Raw genomic sequence first — 12,126 nt, forward strand, 5'->3', positions numbered from 1 at the left:
GATGGCCATAGGTATCTACACAACTTTATAGGCTGTAGCAACCGACGGTAACCACGATGCGAAGCGAGTCGCTCTTGATCTTGATCTTGATCTGCTTTTGATCTCAAGCGCCCCGTTAAACCACGCTGGCCGGAATTCGACAGGGATTTGGGGGGTAAACCGGCAGGGATGCCGGTTTAGCCGCCCCGCGCCATGGATGGCGCGTGGCGGCGGCCCCCCAAATCACTGGCGGATTACGGGCACACCGAGCCTAGGCGAGGTGCCGAGTGGTGGGGCAAGAGCGTTTTGCTTACTTTGGCCTGGGCCGGCATCCCGGCTTTTGCAAAGTGAGCCGCCGTCAGGGCGGAACCCTAAGTGGCCGTTACCGCAGGAATGGATATGTACACGGTCCAACTGTGTTGACTGTCAGGCCGTCTTCGCAGGCAAGCCAGCTCCCACATTTTTAAGCGCATTTCACTTCAGGCTTTTCTCTAGCCAGGCTTTCAAGTCCTGGATTTCTGCTTCGCTGATGGTGTGATTCATCCCCGGGTATTCATGAAACTCCGGCTTGAGCCCCAACCCCGCCAGCACCATGTTCGCTTGCGTGGCCGAGCTAAAGGGCAACGCCTGATCCAAAGTGCCATGGCCAATAAAGATCGCCAGCTTGCCCATCGCCGCATCCGGTTTCAGCGCAGACCTGAGCACTGGTAGCACGCTGCCACTGAGCGCGGCGATACCGCGTACCAATTCGGGTTCACGCAAGGCCACCTCGTAAGACATGATCGCGCCCTGGCTGAACCCCACCAGGAACACCCGATCACTCTGGGTGTGGTACTTGGCGGTGGCCTTGAGCACAAAGTCCTTGATCAGCCGGGCGCTGCTGAACAGTTCGTCGGTCTCGCCGTTGTACTCAGGCTCATCGGTCTTGGTAAACCAACGATAACCCTGCGGCGCCACCGGCAGTGGCGCACGCACCGACAGGTAGGTCCAGGTGGACGGCAACGCGTCCTTGATGCCAAACAAGTCTTCCTCGTTGCTGCCAAAACCATGCAGGAAGATCACCAGCGGCTGGTTGCGCGCATCGCCCTGGGTCTGTTCCAGATAGGACAACGGCAAGTCGGTGTGCAAGCCACTATCGGCATGAGCGGCGCCGGCCACCAGGGCCAAGGCGAAGGCAAGCTGTTTGAGCATCGTGTTTACCTCAGGGTTTGCGCAACAAATAGGTGTCCATGATCCAGCCGTTTTCCAGACGCGCCGCCTTGCGTACCCGTTCAATCTCTTCTGCCACCTGTGCCACTTTGCCGCTGATCAGTATCTCATCCGGCGTACCCAGGTAAGCGCCCCAGTAAATATCCAGGTCCTGATCCGCCACGCTGCGGTAGGAATCTTCGGCGTCGAGCATCACCACCAGGGTATCGGCATCACTCGCCTGCCCCGCCGCCAGGCGCCGCCCGGTGGTGATTTCGATGGACTTGCCGATGCGGTTGAGCGGCACCTTATGCTGCGCCGCCAGGGCCTGCACACTGGTGATACCGGGGATCACTTCAAACTCGAACACACAGCGACCACTGGCAAGAATCGCCTGCAAGATACGAATGGTGCTGTCGTACAGCGCCGGGTCGCCCCAGGCCAGGAACGCCCCCACTTCGCCGTCGGCCATTTCTTCGTTGATCATGCGTTCGAAGGTCTGCTGCTTATCGCGGTTGAGGTCTTGCACGGCGGTGGTGTAGTCGATTTCACCGCGCACACGCTCCGGGCAATCGGCCTCGACAAAACGGTAGCCGGGTTCGGTGATGTAGGTGTCGCAGATTTCCCGGCGCAGGTCGATCAGCTTGTCCTTGCTCTGGCCCTTGTCCATCAGGAAGAACACGTCGGTACGGTTCAGCGCCTTCACGGCCTGCATCGTGATGTAGTCAGGGTTGCCGGCGCCAATGCCGATGATCAGGATGCGTTTCATGGGGTGCTCTCAGTGCGGGGCGTTGATTTTGCCATGTTCCGGGAATCAGGCGGAAGTTTCCAGGCGCAAGCGCCACACGCCGTTGAAGCGTAGCTCGGTGGCGGACAATGGCTCGACGTCGATCCGGTAGAACATCGCGCTCGGCAACTGCATGACGGACAGCATCGCCGCCCGGATGACGAACGGGTGAGTCACGGCGACGACATTGCCGGGCTGGGTTTCGAGGGATCTGAGCCATTGGCCGACCCGCATGCACAACTGATCCACCGACTCGCCGCCGTGGGCTGCGCTGGTGCTGTCGGTGGTCCAGGTATTTAAGGTTTCGCTGTCGAGTTGGCCGATGCGCTGGCCTTTCCATGCGCCGACATCAAGGTCGCGTAAGGCGAGGTCGACCTGGGCGTTATCGCCGAACAAGCCAGCGCTCTGGCGGGTTCTGGCCTCGGGGCCGCACAGCAGGCGTGCCTGTTGTTTGTAGCGGCCGGCCAGGGACAGGGCCGCGCCCTGCCAGTCCATCGTGACGGACTCGTCATCCGGAAAACGCCCCTGCTTTTGCAGGGGCGTGATGGCGTGGCAGATCAGGGTCAAGCGGGTGGCCGGCATGGCAATTCTCTGTACCTGTAGGAGCGAGCTTGCTCGCGAAAAGCGTCAACGATAACGCGTGCATCCTGAAGAAGCGCGGCGCCTTTGCGTTTTTCGCGAGCAAGCTCGCTCCTACGGGGTGTTCGTGCTTCAAGCCAGCGCAGCGCTGGCAGGCACTGCCGTGGAGTGAGCGCTGGCGACAAAATCTTCCTTGCGCAACACCACCAACGCCAGCAACGACACCACCCCGGTCGCCACGTAGAAATACCACGGCGAGGTAATGTCGCCTGTCACCTTGATCAGCCAGGTGGAAATCAACGGCGCACTGCCGCCGAACACCGCCACCGGCACGTTATAAGCCACCGCAATCCCGGTAGAACGAATGCGCGTGGGCAGCAGCTCACTCATCAGCGCATAGGTCGAGGATGCATACAGCCCGAACAAAATCGCCACCGCCATCAACGGTGCGAAGAAGGTCGCCGGGGTGGCGGTCGGGGCGGATTTGAACAGCCAGAACATCGCCAGGGTCGCCAGTGTGCCGATCACCATCAGGAACGGCTTGCGCCCGTATTTATCGGTAAAGGCTCCGCCAAACGGCATCACGAAGGCCGCCGAGAAGCTGGCGACGAACACGTACAGCAAGGTGGTGCCGCTGTCGAACTTGAGGATCTTGGCCATGTAGGTCGAGGCGAAGGTCAGCACCAGGTAGAAGATCGAGCTGTGCAAGGTAATGATAAAAAACACCAAGGCAATTGCCCGCTTCCATTGCCAGACCTCACGCAGCGGCGCCCGGGAGGTTTGCCCGGCGCGTTGCAAGGCGAGGAACTCGGGGCTGTCTTCGAGCTTGAGGCGGATGTACATGGAGATAAAGCCCAGGGGCGCGGCGATCAGGAACGGTACGCGCCAGGCCCATTCCTGCATGACCTCGGCGCCCAGCACCCAGGTCATGCCATTGGCCACGGCGCCACCGAGCAGCAGGCCGAGCACGGCGGTGACCATCAGCCAGCAAGTGGCAAAGCCGCGGCGACCGGGGCCGGCGTATTCAGAGATGAAGCTGGTGACGGTGCCGATCTCGCCGCCCGCCGAGAAGCCCTGTACGCAGCGCACCAGAATCAACAGGATCGGTGCGGCGATGCCCAGGCTGGCGTAGGTCGGCAACAGGCCCAGCATCACCGTGGAGCCGGTCATCATCACCAGCGCCATGATCAGGGTTTTGCGCCGGCCGATCTTGTCCGCCAGCGGGCCGAAGAACAGCCCACCCAAGGGGCGGATAAAGAAGCTGAGCGCAAACGCGGCAAAGCTGGCGAACAGGCTGGTGGTGGGGTCATCGGAGACGAAGAACGCCTGGCCAATATAGACCGCGAGAAAGCCATACACGCCGTAGTCGTACCACTCGATCAAGTGGCCGGAGGTGGCACCGAGAAACGCACGGCGGCGCTTGCGGACGGTGTCTTGTGCGGGATTGCCCATCGTGGGGACTCCTTGTCTGATTATCGATCCATGTTAAAGCGCGGCGATACTCGCTGCTTTCAACCACTGCCGCAAGTCGGTCTTGAGAATCTTGCCGTAGCTGTTCTTGGGCAAGTCGCTGCGCCACACATATTTTTTTGGTTTTTTGAACGAGGCCATCCGCGCCAGGAACCACGCGGTGAGTTCGCCTTCGTCCAGGGGCTGACCGCTGCGGGTCACCACGAAGGCCACCACCGATTCACCCCATTGCGCGTCCGGCTCGCCCACCACGCACACTTCGAACACCTCGGGATGCTGGGCCAGCACTTCCTCGACTTCACGGGGGTACACGTTGCTACCGCCACTGATGATCACGTCCTTGGAGCGGTCCGTGAGCGTCAGGTAGCCGGCCGGGTCGAGGTAACCGATATCGCCGGTCAGCAGCCAACCATCCACCAGCGTCTGGCGCGTGGCTTGCGGGTTGCGCCAGTAGCCTTGCATCACCGTGGCGCCACGCACCGCGATTTCGCCGCGCTGGCCGGTGGGCAGTGGCTGGCGCTCGGCATCGAGGATGCGGATCTCCACACAGGCTTGCGCGTGGCCCACCGAGGCGGCCAGGGTGGCCCAGTCGGGACGCTGGCGCTCGGCGATCAAGGCGCGGGGCAAGACGCTGATGGTCATCGGGCTCTCGCCCTGGCCGTAGATCTGCACCAGGCGCGGGCCGAAGGTGTCGACCGCTTCGCGCAGGTCGGCCAGGTACATGGGGCCGCCGCCGTAGACGATGGTCTTGATGCCGGCGCCGTGATAATCCTGGCGCCGCGCCTGTTCGACCATGCGCTTGACCATGGTAGGCGCAGCAAACAACGACACATCGCCCATCTGCTCGGCCAGCCCGAACAGTTCGGCGGCATCGAAGCCATGGGAGGCCGGCACCACATGGCGGGCGCCGCAGCGCACATGGATGAAGTTGTACAGGCCGGCACCGTGGGACATGGGCGCGGCATACAGCGCCGCATCGTCGGCACTCACCGCGTCGACATCCGTGGCGTAGCACAGCGACATGGCAATCAGGTTGCCGTGGGACAGCATCACACCCTTGGAGCGCCCGGTGGTGCCGGAGGTGTAGAACAGCCAGGCGAGGTCGTGATCCTGGCGGGGCACCGGCTGTTCCAGGGTCGGCCAACCATGGCTGGGCGGCAGCGGGTGGCCGTCCAGTTCCGTGCAATGCACGGGCAAATCCCGCGATGAAAATACCTGGCCGCCGTCGGTAAAGATCAGCCGCGCCTCGGCATTATCGGTAATCCACGCCGCTTCGCTGGGGTGCAGCTTGGCGTTGATCGGCACCGCCACCCCGCCCATCCACCAGATGGCGTAGAGCAGTTCCAGGTAGTCGCAGCTGTTTTTCATCAGCAGCGCCACCGCGTCTCCCGGCACCAGGCCATGCTGCTCCACCAGGTGCGCGGCGCGTTGGCGCACGTGGGCGGCGAAGGTGGCGTAGTCGGCCACTTGCACGCTGCCGTCGAACAAGGCCGGGCGTTGCGGGGCCCGGCGCTGGGTGTCGTGCAGCCAGTTGGCAATGTTCATGGCTCAGCTCCGGCGTGCCTGCAGGACCGAGGCGTAGTTGGCCACCGCCATGCCGCCCATATTGAACACCAGGCCAAACTCCGGGTTGGGCACCGCCAGGCCAATCGGTTCGCCGGTCAATTGCCGGAACGCCAAGGCATGCATGGACACCCCCGTGGCACCGACGGGGTGCCCCTTGGCCTTGAGCCCGCCGGAAAGGTTCACCGGCAAGCGCCCGCCGGCGCGCACCACGCCGCTGTCGAGCACGCGATGGCCTTCGCCCTTGGGCGCCAGACCCATGGCTTCGTAGATCAGCAGCTCGGCGATGGTGAAGCAGTCGTGCACCTCGGCGAAACTCAGGTCGGCCAGGGTCACATTTGCGCCGCGCAATGCTGAGTGAATCGCCCGCTGTGGGCCCTCGAAGGCGAGGATGTCGCGTTGGGCGATGGGCAGCGTGTCGTTGACCTGGGTCATTGCACGTATCTGCACCTCGCGACGAAACGCGCGCGCACGTTTGGGCGAGGCGAGGATGATCGCGGCGGCGCCGTCGCTGATCAGCGAGCAATCGGTCAGGCGCAGGGAGTCAGCCACGAACGGGTTGCTTTGGGACACGTTGTTGCAGTGCTCGAAATTCATCTCCCGATGCATCTGCGCCAGCGGGTTGGCCATGGCATTGGAGTGGTTTTTGGTGGCGATGGCCGCCATCGAGCCCAGCGGGCAGTGGTAACGCTCGGCGTATTGGCGCGCGGCGCGGCCGAACAACTGGGGGAAACTCAGGCCGGCTTCGGCCGGGTCGTTCTGGTAGCCGGCCCCGGCCAAGGCTTGGGTGACCGCGGCGGTGCTGGTGTGGGTCATCTTCTCGGCGCCCACCACCAGCACCAGCTCAGCGCTGCCGGAGAGGATCGCGTTGACCCCCGCCTGAATCGCCGCCGAGCCGGACGCACAGGCGTTTTCACAGCGGGTAGCCGGTTTGAAGCGCAGCCCGGGGTCGGCTTGCAATAGCAATGAGGCGGCAAACCCGTCGGGCACCAGCCCCGAGTTGAAATGGCCGAGGAACAACGCATCGATTTGCGACGCGTCAATCTCGGCATCGCTCAAGGCTTCCCGGGTAACCTGGACGATCAGATCTTCCAGCGTCGTGCCTTCCAGGCGACCAAAGCGGGAGTGACCAGCGGCAACAATGGAGACGCAATCAGCAGGCATAATCAATTTCTTCTGTTCTTGATTCGGACTTTACTTACAATGACCCACCCCTGATCGTGCGCCAATTCGTGTAACTACTTACACGGGTAAGTAGCGCCCCAGGGCATTGAACAACGAGGCAGGATGCCCCATGACCGCGCTAGCCCAGCAATTTCCCGACCTCGAACGCCTGGCGTTCAAGCTGTCCCCTGCCCCGCAGATCGTCACCAGCGACCGCGTGATACTCGACTGCAACGACGCTTTCCTGAAGCTGTTCGGCTATACGCGCGATGCACTGGTCAACCAACTGACCCTGCTGATCTACCCGTCCCAGGCCGACTACCACGCCATCGGCAAGCGCAGCCATGACTGGCTGCTCGACAGCGACAACGGCTTTTATTCCGATGAACGCTTCATGCAGCACCACAACGGCGAGGTGTTCTGGGCCAAATCCCACGGCTACACCCTCACGCCCAAAGACCCGTTCAAACTGATGATCTGGCACTTCGAACGCCTGGACCGCATGCACCAGGGCACCGGCGACCTCACGCCCCGTGAGCGGGAAATCGCCATGCACATCGTCAACGGCTTCAAATCCAAGGAAATCGCCCTGCGCCTGGCAATCTCCCACCGCACCGTTGAGGTGCACCGGGCGCGGCTGATGAAGAAACTCCAGGCCAAGACGGTGGTGGAATTGGTGTCGAAGATCATCATGGTGGCGTGACAGACAACAGCTATTTAACTGATGCCCCGCGATCCAAATGTGTGGGCAGTCCCAGTGCCGAGCAGTCAAGCGAACGCAACGCTCAAGGTAACAAAGATCAAATGTGGGAGCTGGCTTGCCTGCGAAAGCGGTAGTGCAGTAGATGCACAACCTGCAGGTTGCACACTCCACACTAACCACGATGCGAAGCGAGCCGCTCTTGATCTGCTTGTGATCTTGATCTCAGGCGCCCCGTTAAACCACGCTGGCCGAACGCAGGCTTGAATTCGTGGGTAACCCGGCAGGACGCCGGGTTAGCCGCCCCGCGCCATGGATGGCGCGTGGCGGCGGCCCACGGATTCAAGCCTGTGTTCGGGCACACCGAGCCCAAGCGAGGTGCCGAGTGGTGGGGCAAGAGCGTTTTGCTTACTTTGCCGCTTTTGCAAAGTGAGCCGCCGTCAGGGCGGAACCCTAGGTGGCCGTTACCGCAGGAATGGATATGTACCCAATCCAACTGTGTTGACTGCTGGGCCGCCTTCGCGAGCAAGCCCGCTCCCACAGTTTGATTGCGGGGGTGTCAGGGAGATAGGCGTCGGCTGTCAGGCCGTCATCGCAGGCAAGCCAGCTCCCACAGTTTGATTGCGGGGGTGTCAGGTAGAGGCAAGTTAACCCTCACATTTGGGTTGAGGGGTGTCAGGTAGATAGGCGGCCGCTGTCTGGACCGCGTAGCTGAAACGTTCAACCGAGCACGTCCATACAATCCCCCACAACCCTGCCCCCCCTAACCTCACCGCTTTCGAACCCTCATAAGCGCTGGAGAACGGGCATGGGTAACACAACAACCAAGGTATCGCTGGCATTGACGCTGCTGGCAAGTGCGATGATGAGCAGCGCGTTCGCCGCCACCCCAAGCGTGGCCGTGGCGCCGCAGTACGACACCAGCCATGTGTATGTGGCACCGGCCGATGTGGACCGTTTTGCCCAGAGTTTCCTCGCCACCTTCGGCGGCAAAAGCACGCCCCAGGTCGTGGTCAACGTGCTGCCGGTGCCGAGCAGCACCACCTCGCAACTGCTGCAGACCCCGGCGGGCACCGTGTCGTTGTTCGGCTTTACCACCCCCGTACCCCACCCCTTCGGCCAGGAACGCAACGGCTATCTGGTCAAGGACATGGACGTGGCCCTCAAGGCCGCGCGGGAAAATGGCGCCGACGTGATCGTCAGCGATTTCCCCGACCCCATCGGCCGTGATGCCGTGGTGCAATGGCCGGGGGGCGTGAACATGCAGCTGTACTGGCACACCAAGACCCCGGATTACGCCGCCTTCGACACCGTGCCGGAAAACCGTGTGTATGTGTCCAACGACAGCGCCGAGCGGTTTATCAAGGCGTTCCTGGGTTTCTCCCACGGCAAGGTGTTGAGCGACGACAAGCACGCCCCAGGCGTTGATGTCGGCCAGGCCGGCGGCCACTACCGCCGGGTTGATATCGAATCGCCGTTCGGGCGCATGGCGGTGCTGGTCACCAACGGCCAACTGCCCTACCCGTTCGGCCACGACACCACCGGTTATCAGGTCACCGACCTGGCCGCCACCCTGGGCAAGGCCACTGGCTCTGGCGCCACAGTGCTGGTGCCGGCGTTCGACAGCAAAGGTCGGCGCAGTGCGTTGGTGGAGTTCCCAGGCGGTTATGTCGCAGAAATCCACCAACTCAGCGCGGCAAAATGATTCGTCACGCAGGCTGGAGCCTGGCGGTGCTGTGGCCGTTGCTTGCTGGCGGCGTGCAGGCCGACGACCAGCCGGTTCGCCCGGCGATCAAGGCCAACCGCTGGCAGGAAGACTGGTCTGTGCTCAAGGACCCGGCATTGCGCACGCAACCTTTGGACAACCTCAAGTACATCCCACTGTCCGCCGCCAACCCGTTCACCTACTTGTCGTTGGGCGCAACCTTGCGTGAACGCTTCGAGATGAACGACGCCAGCGGGTTCGGCGTGCGGGATGTAGCGCGTGACCGCTACCTGATCCAGCGCTTTCAGGTGCACGCCGACTTGCACCTGAACGAACACTGGCGGCTGTTCACCCAGTTGGAAGATGTGCGGGCCTATGACAAGACCACGATTGGCGGTGCCGACCAGAACCGCGTCGACCTGCGCCTGGCCTTTGCCGAATACGTGAAGACCTTCAGCGCTGGCACCTTCAAGGCACGGGCTGGCCGCCAGGATTTCGCCTTCGACTTGCAGCGCTTCATCTCGTCACGGGACGGCCCGAATGTGCGGCAGTCCTTCGATGCGTTGTGGGCGGACTGGGAAACGCCGCAATGGCGCTTTATCGGGATCGCCAGCCAACCGGTGCAGTACCAGGATGGCCGGCATTTCGACGATAAGTCCAACAGCGACGCGCGCTTCCACATGCTACGGGTCGAGCGGCTGGTGGGCGGCACCAATGAGCTGTCGGCCTATTACGGCATATACGAGCGCAGTGCCGCCCATTACCTGGACGCCGACGGCGACGAAACCCGCCAGTTGCTAGACGCCCGCCTCGGTGGCGCAGCCCAGGGGTTCGACTGGGATGTCGAAGCCATGCTGCAACGCGGCTCGGTGGGCAGCAAGACGATTCGCGCCTGGGCCGGTGGCAGCCGCACCGGCTACACCTTTGACACGCTGGCCTGGAAGCCGCGTATCGGCCTGCAACTGGATATCGCTTCCGGTGACCGCAAGGCCCATGACGGCAAGGTCGGCACCTTCAACCCGCTGTTCCCCAATGGCTATTACTTTTCCCTGGCGGGCTATACCGGCTACAGCAACCTGATCCACGTCAAGCCGTCGATTACCGTCAAGCCCCTCGCCAAGCTCAGCGTGCAAACCGCTGTCGGCCTGCTGTGGCGGCAGACCACCGCAGACGCCGTCTACACCCAGCCCAACCTGGCCGTGGCGGGCACGGCGGGCCAAGGTGAGCGCTGGACCGGCGCCTACGGGCAACTGCGCACCGACTACGCCTTTACGCCCAACCTCAGCGGTGCGGTCGAGGCGGTGCACTACGCGGTTGGCCAGACCCTGCGTGATGCCGGTGGGCACGACAGCAATTACCTGGGCATGGAGCTCAAGTTCAGTTGGTGAGACAAGCACACCCATACAAGCCTGGGCCCAGGTTTACGGCAATAGTGATGCGGTTTTTACACCGCCCTTTTTCAGCCCTGCAAGGAGTTTCAGATGAGCACATTCGTTGCCAAAGACGGTACACAGATCTACTTCAAGGACTGGGGCAGCGGTAAGCCCGTGCTGTTCAGCCATGGCTGGCCGCTGGATGCGGACATGTGGGAATACCAGATGGAATACCTGAGCAGCCGTGGCTTTCGCACCATTGCGTTCGACCGTCGTGGCTTTGGCCGCTCGGACCAGCCATGGACCGGGAACGACTACGACACCTTCGCTGACGATATCGCCCAGTTGATCGAACACCTGGACCTGCAGGACGTGACCCTGGTGGGCTTCTCCATGGGTGGCGGTGACGTGGCGCGCTACATCGCCCGCCACGGCAGTGCCCGTGTCGCCGGCCTGGTGTTGCTGGGCGCGGTCACGCCGATCTTCGGCCAGCAAGCCGATTACCCCCAAGGCGTGCCTGGCGAGGTGTTCGATGGCATCAAGGCCGGCCTGTTGAAGGATCGTGCGCAGTTCATCAGCGACTTCAACACGCCGTTCTTCGGTCTCAATAAAGGCCAGCACGTTTCAGAGGGCGTGCTCAGCCAGACCCTGCAGATCGCCATGCTCGCGTCGCTCAAATCCACCGTGGATTGCGTCACCGCGTTCTCGCAAACCGACTTCCGCCCGGACATGGCCAAGATCAACGTACCGACCCTGGTGATCCATGGCGACGGCGACCAGATCGTGCCGTTCGACACCACCGGCAAAGTCGCGGCGCAGATGATCAAGGGCGCACAACTGAAAGTGTACAAGGATGCGCCGCACGGGTTTGCCGTGACCCACGCTCAACAGCTCAATGAAGACCTGTTGGCGTTCCTGAACCGCTGATACCACGATGCACTTGTAGGAGCGAGCTTGCTCGCGAAGAACGTCAACGATAACGCGTGCTTGCTGAATGAACGCGGCGCCTATGAGTTTTTCGCGAGCAAGCTCGCTCCTACAGAAGGCAAAAGGCCGGGTTCACCCGGCCTTTTTTTTCAGGCAAAGCGCTGGCTCAACACCAGCCGCCCCGGCCCTGCGATCAGCACGCTGGTGAAGATGATCAGCAGCAGCCAACCGAACTGCCCTTCGAACAGCGTCCATTCCGGGTGCACCACCAGCAACGCAATCACCAGCACCGCCAGGATCGGCAGACACGCCAGGCGCACCAGCACGCCCGCGATGATCAGCAACGGGCACAGCACCTCGGCGAAAATCGCCAGCAGCAAGGTGATAGACGCGCCCAGGTGAAAGGGGTCTTCGATCAGCTTCAGTTGTTCGCTGTAGTGCAGCAACTTGGGCAACCCATGCACCCACAGCAGGAACAATGCCCCACTGGCCCGCAGAAACAACAGCCCGATGTCCTGATTTCTTGCTTGGTTCATATGCCACCTGTTTGCGTCGAAAATGACCGACAGTCAGTGTGTCCAACACCGCGTCGCCGCACTTGCAGGCTTGTGCTGAAATCCTGCGTTTGCATTGCCCGAAGAACCCGGCATGATCTTGCTGAACTGCCGACCCCGCGCTACGGTCCCAACCC

General features: G+C 62.2%; 11 protein-coding genes. 4 read left to right on the top strand and 7 right to left on the bottom strand.

All coding sequences use genetic code 11. The features are described from left to right. Positions 1–453: 453 nt before the first annotated feature. From TX24_RS07430 to TX24_RS07455, 6 genes are all read right to left on the bottom strand, one after another. Positions 454–1,170, bottom strand: a complete 717-nt coding sequence (locus tag TX24_RS07430) for an alpha/beta hydrolase (protein ID WP_057710037.1) — start codon at positions 1,168–1,170, stop codon at positions 454–456. Between the two features lie 10 nt (positions 1,171–1,180). Then, entirely contained in the window at positions 1,181–1,936 is a 756-nt protein-coding gene (gene cobF / locus TX24_RS07435) for a precorrin-6A synthase (deacetylating) (protein WP_034133834.1), read from the bottom strand. 45 nt (positions 1,937–1,981) lie between these two features. Continuing rightward, positions 1,982–2,536, bottom strand: coding sequence for a histidine phosphatase family protein (locus TX24_RS07440; RefSeq protein WP_057710038.1), 555 nt, complete (start codon positions 2,534–2,536; stop codon positions 1,982–1,984). A 129-nt stretch (positions 2,537–2,665) separates the two neighbouring features. Beyond that, positions 2,666–3,985, bottom strand: coding sequence for an MFS transporter (locus TX24_RS07445; protein WP_057710039.1), 1,320 nt, complete (start codon positions 3,983–3,985; stop codon positions 2,666–2,668). A 33-nt stretch (positions 3,986–4,018) separates the two neighbouring features. Continuing rightward, entirely contained in the window at positions 4,019–5,548 is a 1,530-nt protein-coding gene (locus TX24_RS07450; protein WP_057710040.1) for a class I adenylate-forming enzyme family protein, read from the bottom strand. 3 nt (positions 5,549–5,551) lie between these two features. Next, positions 5,552–6,730, bottom strand: a complete 1,179-nt coding sequence (locus TX24_RS07455; protein WP_057710041.1) for an acetyl-CoA acetyltransferase — start codon at positions 6,728–6,730, stop codon at positions 5,552–5,554. 130 nt (positions 6,731–6,860) lie between these two features. On the opposite strand from TX24_RS07455, the gene TX24_RS07460 reads away from it, so the two are divergent. The 4 genes from TX24_RS07460 to TX24_RS07475 all read left to right on the top strand — a co-directional run bounded on the left by TX24_RS07460 (position 6,861) and on the right by TX24_RS07475 (position 11,435). Further along, entirely contained in the window at positions 6,861–7,433 is a 573-nt protein-coding gene (locus TX24_RS07460) for a LuxR C-terminal-related transcriptional regulator (protein WP_003190613.1), read from the top strand. Between the two features lie 805 nt (positions 7,434–8,238). Next, a complete protein-coding gene (locus TX24_RS07465; RefSeq protein WP_057710042.1) occupies positions 8,239–9,135 on the top strand; it encodes a VOC family protein in 897 nt (298 codons plus the stop codon). Then, positions 9,132–10,523 carry an alginate export family protein gene (locus tag TX24_RS07470; protein WP_057710043.1) on the top strand — a complete coding sequence of 464 codons (1,392 nt, stop codon included), beginning with the start codon at positions 9,132–9,134 and terminating at the stop codon, positions 10,521–10,523. Before TX24_RS07465 ends, TX24_RS07470 begins: the two co-directional genes overlap by 4 nt. A 93-nt stretch (positions 10,524–10,616) precedes the next feature. Continuing rightward, positions 10,617–11,435 carry an alpha/beta fold hydrolase gene (locus tag TX24_RS07475; RefSeq protein WP_057710044.1) on the top strand — a complete coding sequence of 273 codons (819 nt, stop codon included), beginning with the start codon at positions 10,617–10,619 and terminating at the stop codon, positions 11,433–11,435. Between the two features lie 149 nt (positions 11,436–11,584). On the opposite strand, the gene TX24_RS07480 is transcribed toward TX24_RS07475, so the two are convergent. Beyond that, positions 11,585–11,971: a DoxX family protein gene (locus TX24_RS07480; protein WP_047710623.1), complete on the bottom strand. Its 387-nt coding sequence runs from the start codon at positions 11,969–11,971 to the stop codon at positions 11,585–11,587. Between the last annotated feature and the right edge of the window lie 155 nt (positions 11,972–12,126).

This window comes from Pseudomonas lactis, assembly GCF_001439845.1.
Classification (GTDB): domain Bacteria; phylum Pseudomonadota; class Gammaproteobacteria; order Pseudomonadales; family Pseudomonadaceae; genus Aquipseudomonas; species Aquipseudomonas lactis.